Below are 18,949 nucleotides of genomic sequence, written 5' to 3' on the forward strand. Positions count from 1 at the left end.
TCACACTCCATTTATAAGGCAACAATCATCCAGTAAATGCGTTTTTTCTTCACTACAGAAGGTAAGTAATCAATTTCAGAATACCCCTAACAAAATAAAAAAGAGTAGGGGTTCATTATGATCACGACATTGATCAATCAAGATTTGATTAAGCTTTCGCTTAGCGCCAATTCCAAAGAAGACGTATTTAAAGAACTAATAGACGTGCTGTACGCACAAGGTCGAATTTCAGACAAAGCGCAGTTTCTTGCCGACATTAAAGCGCGAGAAGAACAAGGCAACACAGGGTTTGAAGAAGGCATCGCCCTACCACACGCCAAAAGCAGCGCGGTGATCAAACCCGCGGTTGTTATCGGCGTCCACAAACAGGGCATCGAGTACGGCGCCGATGACGGTCAGCCATCAAAACTATTCTTTATGATTGCCTCTCCTGATGGCGGCGACAATCACCACATCGAAGTATTGGCAGAGCTTTCTTCAAAATTGATTGAAGAAGGTTTTATCGAAAACTTCATGAATGCCGACTCTGAACAAGCGGCGTTAGAGCTACTGCTTACCAAACCTGAACCTGCTGAGACAGAAACCAATATTGAGAAACAAGGCTTCATCATTGGCGTGACAGGTTGCCCAGCTGGCGTGGCACACACTTATTTGGCAGCAGAGGCGTTAGAGAAAGGCGCGGCGGCTCTTGGTTACGACATCAAGGTCGAAACTAACGGTTCTATTGGTGTTAAAAACAGCCCGACTCAAGACGAGATCGAACGTGCCGACGCAATTGTTGTGGCTTGTGACAAGCAAGTCGACATGGCTCGTTTTGCTGGCAAACGCGTGATTTGCACCAACGTGAAAGCGCCAATCAAAGACGCACAGGGCTTGATTAAACAAGCTCTCAACGCACCAAGTTACCAAGCCGAACAAGCGCCGACCAATCAATCCGTTGCCGAAAAAGCATCACAAGCGCGTTCAGACCTATATCGCTACTTGATGAATGGCGTGTCACACATGATCCCATTCGTGGTGACTGGCGGCCTTTTGATTGCCCTAGCGCTAGCGATTGGCGGTGAGCCAAGTGAATCTGGTATGGCGATTCCTGCTGGCAGCATGTGGAACCAAATCTTAGAAGTCGGCGTGGTTGCCTTCACACTGATGATCCCGATCTTAGCTGGCTACATTGCTTACGCGATTGCCGACCGCCCAGCTCTAACCCCTGGCTTGATTGGCGGCTGGATTGCCAACAACGGTTCTTTCTATGGTGCTGACGCAGGTACTGGCTTCATTGGCGCAATCATCGCAGGCCTATTAGTGGGTTACTTCGTTAAATGGATTACCTCGTTTAACTACCACAAATTCGTCCAGCCGCTTGTGCCTATCATGATCGCTCCGATCACTGGTTCTCTATTCATCGCTGGCCTGTTCATCTTTGTTATCGGCGCACCTATCGCGGGATTGATGGATGCTCTTACTGCCCTACTTACTAGCATGAGCACAGGCAACGTGGTTCTGCTTGGTATTGTACTGGGTGGTATGGCTGGCTTTGATATGGGTGGCCCGTTCAACAAGGTGGCGTTCCTATTCTCGGTCGGCATGATTGCCAGCGGTCAAACTCAATTCATGGGTGCAATGGCGTGTGCAATTCCTGTCGCTCCACTGGGTATGGCTATCGCAACCAGACTTGGCCGTAAGTTCGACCTGTTCGAATCATCAGAAATCGAAGCGGGTAAAGCAGCAGGCGCAATGGGCTTAGTGGGTATCTCTGAAGGTGCGATTCCTTTCGCGGCTCAAGACCCGATGTCAGTAATCCCAGCCAACGTGCTTGGTTCAATGACGGCTGCGGTTATGGCGTTCTCATTTGGGATTACCAACAGCGTTGCTCACGGTGGCCCAGTTGTCGCTCTACTAGGCGCAATGAACTACCCACTGCTAGCACTTCTGTGCATGGCATCAGGTGCGGGCGTGACTGCGGTTACTTGTATCGCGCTTAAAAATCTACGCAAAGCCAAGCTAACAACAGCAGCGGCTTAAGCCATTTCAACTCCAATGGCTTGAGCCCCTCTACCCTACTGTTTTTAGTAGCTAATAGTTTTTTAGGAACGAATAGAGCTCAAGCCATGTTTCCCTTCATGGTGATTTCGATGTCTGATTTTTCTTTAGCGAACGACTCGTTCGTACAACGATTTTTCTACCCTATGACCAACGTGATTCAAAACTACGCATGGGGTAGCCCTTCTTCGTTCAGCCAACTGTTTGGTATTGATAACCAATCTGGTGAACCGCAAGCGGAGATCTGGATGGGCGCTCACCCGAATGGTTGCTCAATGGTGACTGATAACGGGCAGCAGACCACATTATCGAGCTTAATCTCTAAGAACCTAAACCTGTTTCTAAGCGAGAAAGTGGCGAGTCGTTTTGGCGAACTGCCGTACCTATTCAAAGTGTTAGCTGCTGAGAAAGCACTGTCTGTTCAAGTTCACCCGAACAAGCAGCAAGCCGAATCTGGCTACGCTCTTGAAGAGCAGCAAGGCATTCCGATGACAGCGGGGAACCGCAAGTACAAGGATCCTAATCACAAGCCAGAACTGGTGTATGCCCTAACCGACTACAAGGCGATGAATGGTTTTAGGTCAATCAGCGAGATCCTTGAGCACTTCCATTATCTCGACATTCCAGAGCTTCATTCGATGGTTAACGATCTCGCGGGCGATCAAACCCCCAATGGCTTAGCCTGCTTTTTTGCGAGCTTACTGTCTTTGGAAGGTGAGCAAAAAGGAATGGCACTTACCATGTTGATCATGAAGGCCAAGCTTTCTGATAAACGTGTATTCCAATTGATTTCAGAACTGGGAGACCAATACCCAGGTGATGTCGGCCTGTTTGCTCCGCTGCTATTGAACGTGATCACCCTAAAGCCGGGGCAAGCCATGTATCTGGACGCTGAAACACCTCACGCTTACATCAAGGGTACAGGCTTAGAAATCATGGCGAACTCAGACAATGTGCTGCGTGCCGGGTTAACGCCTAAGTACATGGACGTGAACGAACTGGTTTCTTGTACTCGATTTAATGAAAAACCTGCGGATAGATTACTGCTCAGCCCGGTTGAACAAGGTGATGTGATGGAATACGAAATTCCGGTCGAGGATTTTAAGTTCTCTATCGTGCAAAACTCACATCAACGACAGATCACGACCGAAGGTGCCGAGATCCTATTGCCGCTCGACGAATCTATGGTGCTCACTCACCAATGTGGCGAAACCTGCGTGATAGAGAAAGGTCAGTCGGTATTCATTCCTGCTTATGCTGAGAGTTACAAACTGGACTGCGTTGGACGCGTGGCGCGTGCTTACAGCTAGCTCCCTCAGAACTCAGTACACACTGTTCATGCCCTGCTTTTGCGGGGCATTTTTGTTTTTGACGAAGGCTATTAGCGTGTCAAAAACCTAATCCAAAACGCCATCAAATATGATCAATATCACACCGCATAAATGATGCAAATCACACTTAATTTTGCTGGATACAAATGTACAGTGAAGGGCTTTTATTTGCTATTTCGCGAATCGGGTTAATCCATTAATTTTAATTCAAGAACTTCAATAGTGAATGAGTTAATAAATGATCACACAGCTAACTAACGTCAACTTAATTAATAACAACCTTCAAGCGAATAATAAAAAAGAACTGTTTGAAGAATTGGCAAGCATGTTATTTGAGAACAACCGAATCAGTGATAAAGAAGCCTTCTTGGCAGACATTGAAATTCGTGAATCTCAAAGTATCACCTCAATGGACGGCATCGCTTACCCACACTCAAAAAGCAAGGCAGTAACAGAGCCGGCAATCGCTATCGGCGTAAAGCGAGAAGGCATCGAGTATGGCGATGAAGACGGCATTAATCCAACCGTGTTTTTTATGATTGCCTCACCAGATAACGGTGCTGACCATCATATTTATGTACTACAAGAACTATTTGGAAAATTCAGTGATGAATTTATTCAAGATATCCATAACGCAAAAGATGAACATCAAATCCTTAATATTTTAATTAATTCATAAGGCGTAGACAATTATGAGCACCCTAGCAAATCAAGCTACGAATACCAGTAGCAATTCTAATAATAAAAATAGTAGTAGCGACTATAAAAAAATCCTTAGTACCATGAAAGGTCACCTGCTTTTCGGTACATCACACATGTTGCCTTTCATCGTAGCCGGTGGTGTTCTGTTGGCTTTAGCGGTCATGGCATCGGGTAAAGGTGCCGTTCCAGCAGACGGCTTGCTGGCAGACATCTCTAACATCGGTATCAAGGGCCTTGTTCTTTTCCCAATCATTCTTGGCGGCTTTATTGGTTACTCAATTGCAGATAAACCAGCACTAGCGCCAGCGATGATCTCTTCTGGCATCATGGCTGACATGGGCGGCGGCTTCCTTGGCTGTATCGTGGCAGGCTTTATCGCCGGTGGCGTGGTGTTCCAACTTAAGAAGATCCCGCTTTCTGCGAACATGACGGCGCTGGGTGCTTACTTCATCTACCCGCTTCTAGGCACTTTAATCTCTGCAGGTATCGTTCTTTGGGGCATCGGTGAGCCAATCAAACTGTTCATGTCTTCTATGAACGAGTTCTTAGCTTCAATGGCTGGCGCATCTAAGATGGTTCTGGGCACAATCCTTGGCGGTATGACGGCGTTTGATATGGGTGGCCCTATCAACAAAGTAGCGACCCTATTTGCTCAAACTCAAGTAGACACACAACCGTGGCTAATGGGCGGTGTTGGCATCGCGATTTGTACTCCACCTCTAGGCATGGCATTGGCAACTTTCCTCTTCAAAAACAAGTTCTCTAAACAAGAACAAGAAGCAGGTAAAGCAGCGGCAATCATGGGTTCTATCGGTATCTCGGAAGGTGCAATCCCATTCGCAGCGAACGACCCAATGCGCGTACTTCCTTCAATCGTTGCCGGCGGTATCGTGGGTTGTGTATTCGGCTTCATGACAGACGTTCTACTGCACGCACCGTGGGGCGGCCTAATCACTGCGCCAGTATCAAGCAACATCCCAATGTACGTGGTCGGTATCGCACTTGGCTCACTAACCACAGCGGTTATCGTTGGCTTCTGGAAACCAGTAGCAGTAGAAACGGAAGAAGACATGGTTGAAGCTGCGCCAGTTCAAACTCAAACAGCACCTGTAGCAGGCGAAGGCGAGTACGACATCGTAGCTGTAACATGTTGCCCTTCTGGTGTTGCACACACCTTCATGGCAGCGAAAGCACTAGAAAAAGCAGGCTTAGCGGCAGGCCTTAAGATTAAGGTAGAAACTCAAGGTCAAAACGGTATTCAGAACCGCATCACTGACCTAGATGTAGCAAACGCGAAGCTGGTTATCTTGGCTCACGATATTCAAGTGAAAGACGCTCACCGCTTTGCCAATGCGAACGTGATTGAGTGCTCAACCAAAGAAGCGATGAAGAAAGCCGCGGATATGGTGACTATCTAAAACAAATCAATGAATTAGTGATTGCTCACTATTGATAAAGTACCCCTCTACTAAGTAGAACCCCCTACTAAGAAAAATCCCCGTTCGTCTAGTCAACGAATGGGGATTTCTTTATTCAGTTGTCACCTGCCAAGAGCTACCGAATCAACTCTTAGGATCGAGCGTATCTTCTGTTTCTAAATCGAATAAATGACATTGGCTTGTGTTGAAATGCAGCACCGTATCTTCGCCACTGTTTGCTGTGCGATCTGCATCGAAAGGTACGCGCGCCACCAGCTTATCTGCACCCAATTTGAAGTAGAGATACAGCTCGTTACCCATCGATTCGACCACATCAAGCCTGTGTGTTTGGGTATTCACCTCAGACAATGGTGCATCGTGATTAGCGATTTGGATATGTTCAGGACGAACACCAAACCATACCCACTCCCCCATCTTTTCACGAGCGATAATCTGCTTGTCTTGTGGCAGCGTCCAACGAGTACCACTTTCAGAAACCACGTTCATCACACCGTCAATCTCATCCAACCTTACCTTGAGAAGATTCATCGCTGGCGAACCAATAAAGCCTGCGACAAACTTGTTTGCTGGGTATTGATAAAGATTCATTGGCGTATCGACCTGCATGATCTCGCCTTGATTCAACACACAGATGCGATCGCCAAGTGTCATGGCTTCCACCTGATCGTGTGTCACGTAGATCATGGTGGCGTTCTGCCCTTCTTGCTTAAGATTGTTGTGCAACTGAGCAATGCTGACACGAGTCGATACACGCAGCTTTGCATCCAAGTTAGACAAGGGCTCATCAAACAAAAACACATCTGGCTTACGTACCATCGCACGACCAAGCGCCACACGTTGCCGTTGACCACCGGACATTTCACCCGGCTTGTTATTCAGCAGATGTTCGATATCGAGAGTCTTGGCTGCATCTTCAATTCGCTCATTGATTTCATGCTTTGGCAGTTTCTGTTGCTTAAGGCCAAAAGCCATGTTTTCGTACACCGACATGTGCGGATAAAGCGCGTAGTTCTGAAATACCATCGAGATACCACGATCTTTAGGTGGCAATTCGTTTACACGTTTATCGCCAATGTAGACATCGCCTTCTGAGATATCTTCAAGGCCTGCGATCATACGAAGTGTGGTGGATTTTGCGCAACCAGACGGCCCAACAAACACCATGAACTCACCTTCGCGAATATTCAGATCGACACCGTGCACGGCCTTAAAACCATTTGGGTAGGTTTTTTCTACCCCTCTCAGTGTGACTTCAGCCATAACCTGTCCTTAAATCAATTCGTTAAATACTATCTTTGCAATCTGTTGTGAAACGTTTTAGCCACGTTCTTGCAGTTGATTGAGCTCAAAGTGAGCAACCGATGCGATAACCAGATCCGCCACTGGCTCTAACTCGCTGTGTTGAGCCGTACCAGTCAGAACGCCAACATTACTTGCGCCTGCATTACGGCCAAACTCCATATCTGAAACCGTGTCACCAAACATGATCACTTCATGTGGCTCAATACCGCACTTTTCACAGAATGCATTGAGCAGTGCTGGCGCAGGTTTAGGTTCGATATCACCATCGGAGTAACCGACATAATCGAACATCTCACTCAAACCCGATTGCTCTAGTGTGTAGATCGTTGAGTCTTTAGTATCTGCTGTCGCGATGCCTAAAATCATGCCTTGCTGCTTGAACAGACCGAGCTTTTCAGTCACACCCGGTAGGGCTTCAATCCAGCTTGGATTATCTTCCACTTCGTCATTGAAAGCGGCTTTGGTCACCTTAGTAAACTCAGCGAGCGAGACATTGGGTTGCAGCATGTTGAACCACGCTGTCGCGGTATCTTCCACTGGGTTTGAGGCTAATAGTCCATAGTTATCAACCACATCACCTTCAACACCGATGGCCAAGAGTAACTCAGCAGGTGTGACAGTTTGATTACCCTGATGCTGGTCACTGTAAGATTTCACACGCTCACAAGCACCACGAGAAACGTTAAGCCACATCTTGTGGAACTCTAACAATGTGCCGTCTTTATCAAATAACATCGCCTTAAACTTCATCACGGCTCATTCGCTCCATTAGTTCTCCCCAAGTACGCACTAGGGGTTGGTTAAATTCTGGTTGTTTACCGTCGAATACGGCATTGATGCAGCCTTCAAACTCACGTTCGTCAGATGCAGGTTGAGTGCTGTTGATTAATGCTGAGGAAAGCTCTCCGCGACGAATATCGACACGGCACCAACGGTAGCCCTCATCAATATGGATACTTTGCAGCTCATCACTCAAAGCGATTCGCTCAACAATTTCGCCATCTACCACGCACTCGGCGTAGTAAGGGTTTTCTGCGTCAGCAACAACAATTCGGTAGGTTAGTGGTTGGCCTTGAGAGTCGTTGCCCGGTAGCAAATCACCTAAGTTAATATCAAACTTCAAGCCACAGCGGCGCTCTAGGTAAACTTGCCCATTACGCAAACCAGACAAGATGCTTTCGCCACTCAAGCCATGGCTGTATACGAAAGTTGATGGGTCACCGTAGATAGAAGGCTCATCCGATTTAGGATTACGTTCATGGGGTTCAAGGTGTGAATCACTGCCGCCAATCGCCGTAATGCGCTGGCCACAATTCCACATTTCACTGAGAACCAATAACGCCTCTTCGGTCGCTTTTGGCGAGGTCGACCAAGTTGGGTCGCAGCACACCTCAAACGTGGAGACTTGGGTTAGATCCACTTGATCGTAATGCCAATGCCACGGCTTCATCATCGGGTGATTAATGCCAAGGGAACTGTGTCCACTTTTAGCTAAGTTCAATCCGGCTTCCATGGTCGCTTGGCTGCTGTGTTCAACCTCTCTTAGGTCCAAAGACTGAGCTGGGCCATGTACATTGAAGTGACCGAGATCGGTTGTAACTTCTAACGCAGGCAAGAACAAACATTGATTTGATACAGGTAGCTTCGGCTGACAAATGTTGTGCTCGGTGAAGAAGAAGAAATCGAGCCCTTGTGATTCGACGATATCTTTCGCCGCTGCCAAAGTATTATGACCATCAGAAAGCTGTGTGTGGGCGTGTAAATCACCACGGTACCAACGAGAATCAGAGCTCAGCATGTTGCTGTAATCAAACTCGATATCGTGATCCGTTGTGACTGTTGGGTTCAGTTCTAGCTCACTCTCTACTCCGTCAGTACCTAGCTCATTAGAATGATTAACTAACTCATCAGAGCAAAGCACATCGACTTGATACTGCATCGCACGCTCGGTACGGAACTCACCTTCGAGGTTGTAAAGTTCTAAGAACCAATCGCCCGATGGAATCGCGCCATCAATCGCGCCTAGCCCTGAGTTTTCCGGTTGGATAGCGAGTGACTTGTGCGCCTTTTCAAACAACACTTTGCCACGAAATGCTTGGTTGGCATCATACGCCGCTGCGTACAAGAATCCTTTTTTCACCGTTGTGCCGGTAATCGTTACGCTGTGAGAACCTGCTGGCACATCAAAGGGGATACGTACTCTGCCAAACGGCAGCTCACCTTGAAATTGGGTCATTGTCTTCACCAAATTCGTCCTAATTGAAGGACTGGGTCAAAAGAGGCCCACCCGAATAGATGGGCCTTTGTTAATTAATCGATCTTCGTTACTAATAGCCAAGAGCTAATCACTTTACAGACTAAGAACGATTCGCTCGGTCTAGTGCACGTTGTGCTTTCTTAGCCGCTTGTTTTAGCGCTTTGTCAGCAGGCACGTTTTGGATTTGAATCTGGTCCGCAGCTACCTTCAGCGCATCCATGATCTTACCGTTGGTAGGGTCTAGGAAATCTTTGGTTGCCGTGTTCGCTTGCTTCAGCGGGATCAGAGCTTGTGGATTATCTTTAGTGAACGCTTGGTATTCTGGCACTTCAGAAACGCTGTTACGTACTGGGATGTAGCCCGTAAACATTGACCATGCCGCCGTGTTTTTCGCGTTGGTGTAGAACTCAACAAACTCGAATGCACCTTTTGCTGCTGCTTCATCTGTGCCTTTTGGCATAACGTAAACTAGCGCACCCGCTTGTGGCGCAGAAGGGTTTGAGCCCCAACCCGGTTGTGTGGTTGCCGAAAGCTTAGTGAAGTCCAAATCACCTTGGTCACCCGATGAACCGGTGTAGCCAAGCGCGTTGTCTTTCATCACGTCATCAATGGTTTTGTACCAGTATTCCCAACCTTGACCACCGTAGTGAATACGCATGATTTGATCATCGTGGATCCATTTACGGAAGCTGTCCCACACCTCAACCCATTCAGCTGAATCGATTAGCACTGTTTTGCCGTCATCACTGATGATCTGTGCGCCGTTAGAGAAAGCCGCGTCAATCATGTTGTCTTGACCCCACATCGGCTCCCAGCCGTAGAAGGTCACGTTACCTTTCTCATCACGCTGTGTGACTTTCTCAGCGACCTTAGCCACGCCTTGCCATGTGTTTAGATCTTGCTCGGTAAAGCCGTTGTCTGCCAACACCTGCTTGTTGTAGTAGAACACTTGAGTGGTACCGTAAGCAGGTAGGCCGATGATAGTGCCATCGTCTGCCGTCACTTGATCTTTAAAAGCACCAATGAAATCAGAGAAGTTGAACTCTTCATCCATGAACGGCGTTAGGTCACGGCTCAAGCCACGTCCGTGCATCGCTTCCGCACGACCTGAATCTAGCAGCACAAGTTCAGGTGCCGTTTTAGACGCTAGGCCTGCTTGCAGCTTCTGGTAGGTTTCTGTGTAGTTACCTTGCAATGCTGGCTTCACCACATACTCATCTTGGCTCGCATTGAACTCTTCGATGAGCTTAGTCATCATTTGCTGTGGCTTAGTACCACCGGAATACCAAAAGTTAACTTCGGTTGCGGCAAGAACACTGCTAGAGAACATAGACGCGCTTGCTGCGCCAGCACACACTAGTGCGAGAGTTTTTAGTTTCATTTCCGTTTTACTCTTTTACGCCGTTATCGGCGATACCTGAAAGAATCGTCTTTTGACAAATGACGAATAGAATTAACAAAGGCAATACTGCAATGGTGCTCGCCGCCATGATTTGCGACCAGTTCAATCCATAGTTACCTTCGGCAATAAAGTAGTGACGAATCCCGGTCGCAATCAGGTTAAGTTCCTGAGTGGTGATAACCAAGCTAGGCCACATGTAGCTGTTGTAATTGGTAATAAAAGTGATGAGGAACAGTGTTGCGACTGCTGCTCGGCATTGCGGTAAGATGATTGCCCATAAAATTTTGAGCTCACCTGCACCATCAATTCGTGCCGCTTCAATCAGCGACGGATGCACCTTGATAAACACTTGGCGTAGATAGAACACACCGAAAACCGACGCCGCATTCGACGCCACTAAGCCCATGTGCGAATCCAACAAACCCAGTCTTGCCAGGGTGATGTAAGACGGAATGTAAGTCACAGCGCCCGGCAGCATGTAACAGCCCATCACGATAAAATAGAGTACGGTTTTCGAGCGAAACTTCAGCTGCGTTAATGCGTATGCAAACATCGCTGAGTTCACAATCACCAACAAGGTAGTGAACAAAGCCACACTAAAACTATTGAAGATGTACAAGCCAAACGGCGCGCTGTGAAAGGTTTCAACAAAGGTTTCCCAGCGAAACTGTTCTGGAATCAAATTCAACGGGCTAGCAAAAATCTCATCATTGGTTTTCAGCGAACCAGACAGCATCCATAAGAACGGAAACACCATGATGGTTCCGCAGGTCGCTAAGAAAAGGTGCTTAGCCAGTGCGATAAACGAACGGCGATCCATTGAGGTTTTCTTTGACGCATTCTCTGATCTGTTCGTTTTCACTTTGGCTGTGACTTTAGATTCAGCAGTTCTCTGAGCTAATACTTGATTGGCATCTAATACTTGCGTGGTCATAATTCTGTCCTTTCAAAAATCGACTAGTAGTACACCCAGCGCTTGCCGATGTAGGTATTAATAAGTGCCAACAATCCAGTAATTAGGAATATCACTAACGATGTCGCGGCCGCAGGTCCCATTTCGTAACGTTCAAACGCTTGTTGGTAGAACAAGTACAGCAAGGTACGAGTTTCACCACCCGGCCCGCCTTGCGTTAGGATCTGGAACTGATCGAATGCCTGCATTGCCGTAATAATGTTGACCACCACCAAGAAGAATGTGGTTGGGGAAATCAGCGGCAACGTTATCTTCAAAAATCGCGTTAAGCTGCTACAACCATCAATCAAAGAGGCTTCGTACAAAGACTCAGGAATCTTGTTGAGCGCACTGATGTAAAACAGCATCGTCCAACCAATTGCTTGCCACACCGTTACGATAATCACCGCAATCAAGGCTGTGTTACCGTTCTCTAGCCATGGAATCGCGCTAAACCCTGCCGACTCCAATAAGTGGTTTGCCAAGCCCGATTTAGTTTCAAAAACCCAAGACCAAACAATCGACACCGCGACGGTTGGTGTGATCCAAGGAGAAAAGATCACCGCACGATAAAACTGGCTGCCCTTGAAGTTTTTGTGTAGCAACATCGCAAACACAAGACCAAGAATGATGGTTGGAATCACCACCCCGACCGAGAACCAAAACGTGTTGAGTACTGCTTGAATGAACTCGTAGTCCTCAACCATATACTCGTAATTTTCTAAACCGATGAACGAATAATCTGGCGAGATGTAATCCCAATCGGTGAAGCTGATATAAATTGAATAACCAAATGGTACGAGCCAAAAAGTAAACAGTGGCACCAACAACGGTGCAGTAAATAACAGTACCTTTAAGCGGTTTTTCATTGGTTGTGAGAAAGCACTCATGGTGACCTCGTCCTTATTTGTATGCGGTTAAACTAAGTGTTTTTTATGACAGGTTAGTAAGAGCGCCCTTCATTTTTTTTATGGATATCCATAAGAAAATGTTTACTCCAGTTCACCGTCTTCCATCTGGTGGTAGAGCCAATCACAGAAGAAATTCACCTTTGCGCTGCGACTGTGTTTGGTAATGAGATAGTGGGCAGACTCGGCAGGCATCGACGAATCACTTGCTAATACAAGGTCTTCTTTCCTGAGCAATTCAGACACTGCAAGCGAACGTACCAGCAACATTCCAATGCCATGTTTGACCGCCTCTAAGGCATGTAAAGAGTTACTCACTTCGAGCAGAACTTTCGGTAAAGTCATCTCGAATTGGTTATGCCCAAGCCATTGCAACCAGTTCTCTCGATAGCCTTTCACCTGAACCGTTGGCAGAGCAGCGAAGTCGGGCTTGCTGAGTAATTCTTGATGCTCGGCTTTGAATTGAGGACTACACACCAACTGCCAATGTTCTTGAAACAGTCGCTCGCAATGGGTGTCTTCGCTTTCGACCTTGCCATTGGTCAGTTCGATATCAACATTCTGACAAGGGGTAGTTGATGGCCAGTCCACCAGCTGAATATCGAGCCTGATAAAAGGGTATTTTTGATAAAAGGATGGCAGGCGAGGTAACAGCCAGTTATGGCAAAAGGTATGGTTAACGCGCAGGCTTAACACATCGGTTTCTTTTTCCCCGAACAGGATTTGAGTCTGCAGCTTCAAGTGAGCAAGCGAGCCCGCAACAATCGGTTGATAATGTTGAGCTGAAGAGGTTAGCTTCACGCCTTTAGAGCTGCGTTCAAACAGGGTCGTATCGAGAAAGGCTTCTAAACTTTTGAGCTGCTGGCTCACCGCAGCTTGAGTCACACAAAGCTCTCGGGCAGCGGCGCCAATGGAACCAAGACGAGCAACAGCTTCGAACGCAACAAGGGCGCGTAGAGGGGGTAACATGGCTTCACCTGATTGAAATAAAAGTGAAAAATACTTCAATCAGGTTTCAGTTTTTTGCGGTTCTAGTTACAGATTAATGACGAAGGGACATTGATCAGATATTTATGATCAACGTCCCTTTTCTTCTATTTATTATTTCTATTTTTATACTCAACGCCTTCGCTTCGTCATATCAGAGCTCGCATCAAGCTTATCTATTCTTTGATATAAAGATCCTTAGAATAGATGCGCCCTTCAACGTTGTTCTTAGCAAAACCACCGACACTTGGTCGCACTAGGCGGGCCTGCATGTAGTAATAGATTGGCGCGATAGGCATATCTTCAGCCAGTAACTGCTCGGCTTGATCATAGAAACTTTGGCGATCTTGCTCATTGGTTGCGGCTAATGCGCTGTCCATCGCTGAGTCGTACTTGTCGTTGTTGTAACGAGCAAAATTACCCGATGACTCAGAGCGCAATAGGCTCAAGAAGGTCGACGCTTCATTGTAGTCACCACACCAAGACGCTCGCATTACATCAAAATCACCTTGGCGACGTGATACTAGGTAAGACTTCCACTCTTGGTTTTCCAGCTCAACTTGCGCGCCGAGGTTACCTTTCAACATTGAAGCGATGGCCACTGCAATCGACTTGTTCGACTCACTGGTGTTGTAGAGCAATTTGAAATCCAATGGATTAGCTGCATCGTACCCCGCTTCTTTCAGTAGCTCTTTTGCTTTTTGGTCACGTTCCTTTTGAGTCCATGTGCTGTATTCAGGCTGAGTCGCATCAAAACCTGCCGTGTACTCATGGGCAAAAGTATAAGCAGGTAGGTTACCCACCTGAGTGACACCATTGGTGATCACATCACGCATCATTGAATACGATACCGCTTTACGCACTCGTGAATCGTCAAACGGTGGACGCGTGGTATTGAACGCGTAGTAGTAGGTACACAACAAAGGTACCGCGGTAAACGCATCTTGGTATTTGGTTTTAAGCTGCTGCGCCATGTGTGTTGGTACGTCAGACGTGATATCGACCTCGCCCACCGCATAACGGTTAATCGAAGCGTTTTGGTTTTCGAACGGAATGTAAGTCACTTGGGTTAGATTGGTATCTGAGCTATCCCAGTAGTTAGAATTCTTCTTCAGTTCAATCCGTTCGTTAACCACCCACTCATCTAAAACAAAAGCGCCATTCCCTACAAACTGCTTAGGGTCGCTCCACGGCTTATCGCTGTTTTCTAGCGTTGCCTTATGAACGGGCATCATAGATGTGTGACCCGTCATCGCAACAAAGTATGGCACTTTGCTATCAAGATCGAACTTCACCGTGTGTTTATCGACAGCAGAGATACCGAGCTCTTCGACGGGCTTTTTACCTTCTGCTACGTCAGCAATATTGTTGATTTTGGTAAGCTTGAGATACCAAACATTCGGCGAAGCAAGTTTCGGGTCTACCGCACGTCTTATCGCATACACGAAATCATCGGCTGTCACCGGATCGCCATTCGACCATTTAGCATCTTTACGTAGGTGGAATACAAACGTCTGGTTGTCTTCGGTTTCCCAAGATTCCGCAACACCAGGAGTAATGTTGCCATCGCGATCTTGAATCACTAAACCTTCAAATAGGTCTCGTAAAATGTGCATTTCAGGCAGGCCTTCAGCTTTCGCAGGATCGAGTGTCGCCGCTTCTGCATCATTGGCACGAACTAAGTGTTGGTCTTTTGCCAATGAAACACCAGCAGGTAAGGTTTCAGCAACGGCTGTCACTGCGATAAAAGGGGTCAATAGAGATGAAATGAGTAAAGCCGTTGAATGTTTTTTAAAATCCATGTTTGTTTGCTCTCCTAGCCTATCTTTGAAGCAAGTAATAAAATTAACAATGTGACGGTTGACGAGTTTTGACGCTATGGTTTATTAAATAGAGGTCATCTAAATAGTAGTTATAGCAATCACAGTAAGTAAGTAAGTGTTCAAAAATAGCGCAGGAAAAAAGCTTGAGAACAAGGCGGCTTTTTTCGATAAGTAGTTATTCTACAATCAAAAAATCTAACGACGTTATCGAGATTTTTAACAAGCTAGGGTGAACAGTTATTTACTACGATTGGTTTTACTATTTGATAGTACTTGATCAATCAGGAGATTAAGGTGAGTTTAATTCCAAGAACGGAAAGAGCTGCGTTTTCGATAAAGCCGCTGTCATATGGAAAATCGGTGTTAGGTGCGCCTTTGCTCTACTTCCCCGCACAAATAGAAAGCGAATCTCGCGGGCTGATTTTAGCAGGCACACACGGCGATGAAACCGCTTCTATCGCGGGTTTGTCTTGCGCCCTAAGAAGCTTGCCTGCCGCCAACTTACGACACGATGTGATTCTGTCGATGAACCCAGATGGCAATCAGCTAGGTACCCGCGCTAATGCTAACCAAGTCGATTTGAACCGCGCCTTTCCGACTCAAAACTGGACTGAAAACGGCACCGTCTATCGCTGGAGTTCCCACACACCTGTCAGAGATGTCAAAGTGAAAACCGGCCAAGCCAACCAGCTCGAACCAGAAGTGCAGTCACTCATCAACCTCATCGAACAGCGCCAACCTAAATTCGTCATCTCTTTCCACGAACCACTCGCTATGGTCGACGACCCAACCCAATCTGAACTCGCCACTTGGCTGGGTAAACAGTTCAACCTACCACTTGTCGAAGACGTCGATTACGAAACCCCAGGCTCATTCGGCACTTGGTGCCAAGAAAGAAACCTACCGTGCATCACCGTGGAGCTACCACCCGTTTCAGCGGATCTGACTATCGAGCAGTATTTGGATGCGTTTGTGGCGGTGTTGGGGTGTGAGGGAGGTGGTTAGACAAACTCATTTTTGGACAAAAACGTGACAGTGATCTTTAAACAGACTCCTCAATAAACAGCATTTTTAATTTGGATAAATTCCAAATAAGGTGGTCCGCATCGGGGAGCCACCTCGCTAATTACTAGGCTTGCGCCACTAGGGTTAATACAATTGGTATAGTATTTGAGCTATCAACACTTCCAACGATCTTTATTTAATCGCTTGGACAATCGCTCTCGCCATTGACTCTTCTTGGTTTTCACCATCACCAGTTGAGAACCAAGCAACAACGGTGTCTGTTGAAGGTGAAATATAAACACCTTGCCCACCGACTCCGGCTTTGTACAGGTCACCTTCAGAAGTGACTGCATCCCACTGATAACGGTTACTGATGTTACCTGCATCGTCAGCAAAGTTTTTGGTCAGTTTTTTACCTAAGTAACCATCAGGGTATTGATCGATGTATTTACGGTCGTGGATTTTCTCCATGATCTCATCAGAGACAATTTTTTCGCCCGCAATTTGCTCAATGCTTGGCGTAAATGCCATACCAAATCGAGCTAGGTCGCGAAGTGTAGAGTTCACACCCATAAAGCCAAGAGTATTACCTGCTGGGCTGCTCATGTAGTAAGCGTCGTGCTCCATACCTAACTTGCTCCAAATACGCTCAGAAAAAAGCTCTGACAATGGTTTACCAGACACATGCTCTACGATGCGGTTGATTACAAACGTGTTAATAGAGTTGTATTCAAACAGTTGATGCCCTGGAGTTTTACGCTCCATTGAAGTCAAAACATCAACCCAGCTTTCATCACGGCCGCGCACGTCAGGTACCATGCCTACCATATCGGTTGCTGCCCAACGGAACCAGATCTGGTCAGGGTTCGTACGTGAATCTGGTGTCGGCTCATCGTGCTCTGTACCGTTTAGACCAGAAGCCATATCCAAAGATTCTTCAACCTTTACAGTATCCCAAACCGAACCTTTTAGCTCTGGAAGGTAGTGGCTGACAGGTTTTTGCACGTCAATTTTGCCTTCTTGTTCAAACATCGCCAGAATCGTAGAACCCGTTACTTTTGATACTGACATCCACAAGTGTTTATCTTGTGGGCGCATGGTTTTGTAACGTTCAAACACGATTTTGCCATCTTTAACCACGACCATTGCGTCAATTGGTTTAGTTTCGAAGTGCTCATCCACTGAGATTTCTTTCTCTGAACGGTAGTTCATGTACTTAACATCGTTGATGTCTGCATTGATTGCGTAAGGAAGTTCAGAAACCTCACCATTACGTGGCACTTGAACGGTTGGGTAGAACTTAGACATGTTTACCCAAGCGAACTCTGTTTCAGCCGAAGGAAACTGAATCTTCACTTTGTTTTCAGGTTGATTAAAAAACGCGCTAATAGCATTGATTTCATCGACCGAACGTGACGTACTTAGCTCACTTGCCTGCGCCATTGTTGGACCATTTGGGTTGATTTCTGTGTCAGCAAACACGGCTGAAGAAAATACCAACGCACTGCCTAGTGCAACTGCTGAAGTTAATTGATTAAGGTTAAAAGTTTTCACAATTGCTCCTATGAGGAGAGACGACCATTTTCACGACATCTGTTTTCTCATGTTTGGTTAATTAACTAGATGCCTAAAATTGATAATCGATTGCGAAGATCAAACGGTGGTTATCACGACTATCTGATGCCGAACGATCGTGAGTGGTGTAGTTGTATTCAAACCCTGCAACTAGATTCTCTCGTACGGTCCATTTCAAGTTGGCTGCGGCAAATTGAGTGCTAGTGAACGTGTCCGCTTGCTCCTCTAGAGCATCTGCCTGCCACATACCATAAGCAAGTGTTGACTTAAGCGATGGAGTCCAAGAGTGGCTTATCGACCCCCACATAGCTTCTGACTCACGAATTTGGAAGTCGTCAGTTTGAGGGTTGTAGATTGGACCTGTGCCGCTCACACCAAGGATGTATCGATCATTTCCATAACTGTTGAAGTACGCTAAAGAGAAATGATTCTTTTCATCGAACTTGATACCACCGGATAGTTGATAACCCCAACCCATATCATCGACTGTTTGGTTTTTATGGGTATCTTTGGTGGTAATTTGGTTTACAACACCAGATGCACGTACCCAATAATCTTCAGTATTCGTTTGAAGACCGACAATCAAATCTGGGTAATCAGAGGAATTGTCTAACACCGTTTCGTTATCTTCGGTTTGAACGCGATTTGAGCCACTTTCTAACGCTATGTCATAGCGAAAAGTACCAAGTGTTTGAGACCAACGAATCATTGGTTGGCGAGTAAAAACAACGCCACTCAACGTTGGTTCTAGAACTGTATCTGGCAGTCGGTTCATATCCATCAAGGTTGACCATGTTTGACCCACCAGCAATGAGCCGTTACCAATTTTCCAATTCACATACGCTTCTCGCATACGCAGTGACATCTTGCCGTTGTTTGCACCGTTAAAGTCGAAAGACACAAACGATTTGATAGACTCATCACCATCTAACTCGGTGTTGGTACCGAAATTAAGGCGAGTTAACGTGGTATCAATGGCAATGTTACTGTCATCATTTTTGCCAAATGGACCATTTGCGGTGTTATTGGCACCCATACCTGACACATCGCTATCCGCAATGAGCGCTCCAACAATCTTGCCCGAAAGGTCCATACTAGTGCGATCTGTCACCTCAAAAGAGTTGGCCATTGCAGAAGTCGAAAGACCGACTGCAGCAGTGATTCCCATCGCTAGGATACTCTTTTTAAGGATTGGATTTTGTTGATTCATACCATGACACTCAATA

At 46.5% G+C, this 18,949-nt stretch carries 15 protein-coding genes; 5 read left to right on the plus strand and 10 right to left on the minus strand.

Annotated features, from left to right (window positions below; all coding sequences use genetic code 11):
• Positions 1-117 precede the first annotated feature (117 nt).
• The 4 genes from OQJ75_RS17730 to OQJ75_RS17745 all read left to right on the plus strand — a co-directional run bounded on the left by OQJ75_RS17730 (position 118) and on the right by OQJ75_RS17745 (position 5,491).
• Complete coding sequence (locus OQJ75_RS17730; RefSeq protein WP_265974185.1) at positions 118-2,022, plus strand: PTS fructose transporter subunit IIABC; 1,905 nt, start codon at positions 118-120, stop codon at positions 2,020-2,022.
• 110 nt (positions 2,023-2,132) lie between these two features.
• Positions 2,133-3,350, plus strand: coding sequence for a mannose-6-phosphate isomerase, class I (gene manA / locus OQJ75_RS17735; RefSeq protein ID WP_265974186.1), 1,218 nt, complete (start codon positions 2,133-2,135; stop codon positions 3,348-3,350).
• A gap of 259 nt (positions 3,351-3,609) precedes the next feature.
• Positions 3,610-4,050 (plus strand): PTS sugar transporter subunit IIA, encoded by a 441-nt coding sequence (locus tag OQJ75_RS17740; RefSeq protein ID WP_265974187.1) that lies wholly within the window; start codon positions 3,610-3,612, stop codon positions 4,048-4,050.
• A gap of 13 nt (positions 4,051-4,063) precedes the next feature.
• Entirely contained in the window at positions 4,064-5,491 is a 1,428-nt protein-coding gene (locus tag OQJ75_RS17745) for a fructose-specific PTS transporter subunit EIIC (protein ID WP_265974188.1), read from the plus strand.
• A 144-nt stretch (positions 5,492-5,635) separates the two neighbouring features.
• Here OQJ75_RS17745 and OQJ75_RS17750 read toward each other — a convergent pair whose 3' ends face one another.
• From OQJ75_RS17750 to OQJ75_RS17785, 8 genes are all read right to left on the minus strand, one after another.
• On the minus strand, positions 5,636-6,772 hold the full coding sequence (locus tag OQJ75_RS17750; protein WP_265974189.1) for an ABC transporter ATP-binding protein: 1,137 nt from the start codon (positions 6,770-6,772) through the stop codon (positions 5,636-5,638).
• 57 nt (positions 6,773-6,829) lie between these two features.
• Complete coding sequence (locus OQJ75_RS17755; protein WP_265974203.1) at positions 6,830-7,564, minus strand: HAD family hydrolase; 735 nt, start codon at positions 7,562-7,564, stop codon at positions 6,830-6,832.
• On the minus strand, positions 7,554-9,050 hold the full coding sequence (locus OQJ75_RS17760; RefSeq protein ID WP_265974190.1) for a CehA/McbA family metallohydrolase: 1,497 nt from the start codon (positions 9,048-9,050) through the stop codon (positions 7,554-7,556). Before OQJ75_RS17760 ends, OQJ75_RS17755 begins: the two co-directional genes overlap by 11 nt.
• A gap of 121 nt (positions 9,051-9,171) precedes the next feature.
• Entirely contained in the window at positions 9,172-10,452 is a 1,281-nt protein-coding gene (locus OQJ75_RS17765; protein ID WP_123305862.1) for an extracellular solute-binding protein, read from the minus strand.
• A 7-nt stretch (positions 10,453-10,459) separates the two neighbouring features.
• On the minus strand, positions 10,460-11,407 hold the full coding sequence (locus OQJ75_RS17770; protein WP_260811369.1) for a carbohydrate ABC transporter permease: 948 nt from the start codon (positions 11,405-11,407) through the stop codon (positions 10,460-10,462).
• Positions 11,408-11,430: 23 nt separating this feature from the next.
• Positions 11,431-12,315, minus strand: coding sequence for a carbohydrate ABC transporter permease (locus tag OQJ75_RS17775; RefSeq protein WP_017074494.1), 885 nt, complete (start codon positions 12,313-12,315; stop codon positions 11,431-11,433).
• Between the two features lie 102 nt (positions 12,316-12,417).
• Entirely contained in the window at positions 12,418-13,302 is an 885-nt protein-coding gene (locus OQJ75_RS17780; protein WP_265974191.1) for a LysR substrate-binding domain-containing protein, read from the minus strand.
• Positions 13,303-13,496: 194 nt separating this feature from the next.
• Entirely contained in the window at positions 13,497-15,122 is a 1,626-nt protein-coding gene (locus OQJ75_RS17785) for an ABC transporter substrate-binding protein (protein ID WP_016766993.1), read from the minus strand.
• 315 nt (positions 15,123-15,437) lie between these two features.
• Between OQJ75_RS17785 and mpaA the strand changes: the two genes are divergently transcribed.
• Positions 15,438-16,148: a murein tripeptide amidase MpaA gene (gene mpaA / locus OQJ75_RS17790; protein ID WP_265974192.1), complete on the plus strand. Its 711-nt coding sequence runs from the start codon at positions 15,438-15,440 to the stop codon at positions 16,146-16,148.
• A gap of 192 nt (positions 16,149-16,340) precedes the next feature.
• On the opposite strand, the gene OQJ75_RS17795 is transcribed toward mpaA, so the two are convergent.
• Both OQJ75_RS17795 and OQJ75_RS17800 read right to left on the minus strand, forming a co-directional pair.
• Positions 16,341-17,702, minus strand: coding sequence for a serine hydrolase domain-containing protein (locus OQJ75_RS17795; RefSeq protein ID WP_265974193.1), 1,362 nt, complete (start codon positions 17,700-17,702; stop codon positions 16,341-16,343).
• Positions 17,703-17,775: 73 nt separating this feature from the next.
• Positions 17,776-18,933 carry a DcaP family trimeric outer membrane transporter gene (locus OQJ75_RS17800; RefSeq protein ID WP_265974194.1) on the minus strand — a complete coding sequence of 386 codons (1,158 nt, stop codon included), beginning with the start codon at positions 18,931-18,933 and terminating at the stop codon, positions 17,776-17,778.
• Between the last annotated feature and the right edge of the window lie 16 nt (positions 18,934-18,949).

The organism is Vibrio sp. 14G-20 (assembly GCF_026241515.1).
Classification (GTDB): Bacteria; Pseudomonadota; Gammaproteobacteria; order Enterobacterales; family Vibrionaceae; genus Vibrio.